Source organism: Gemmiger formicilis (assembly GCF_016901605.1).
Lineage (GTDB): Bacteria > Bacillota > Clostridia > Oscillospirales > Ruminococcaceae > Gemmiger > Gemmiger formicilis_B.
Window position 1 is genome coordinate 1 of record NZ_JACJKP010001010.1, and the last position, 217, is coordinate 217.

At 55.8% G+C, this 217-nt stretch carries 1 protein-coding gene; it reads left to right on the plus strand.

From position 1 onward, the window contains the following. Nucleotides 1-13: 13 nt before the first annotated feature. The coding region (locus tag H6B10_RS17570) for a hypothetical protein (RefSeq protein ID WP_204652575.1) at nt 14-217 on the plus strand (204 nt) is incomplete at its 3' end.

The window sequence follows — 217 nt, forward strand, 5'->3', positions numbered from 1 at the left end:
GGAAGTTTTCAGGATGAAATATTGTCTCAAATCCTGCCATATGATAGCGGTTGAGCTGGCGGATATAGTGGAGCGCCCGGGGCTTATCCATGCGGTGCCGCACCGGCTCAAACAGATCGTGGTGGATCAGGTGGAGAGTATGGAGACGACGCTGGCCCACCTGCTGCCAGAGATGACCTCCAATCTGCTGGCGCCGGTATGCGTTCTCGTGTATCTG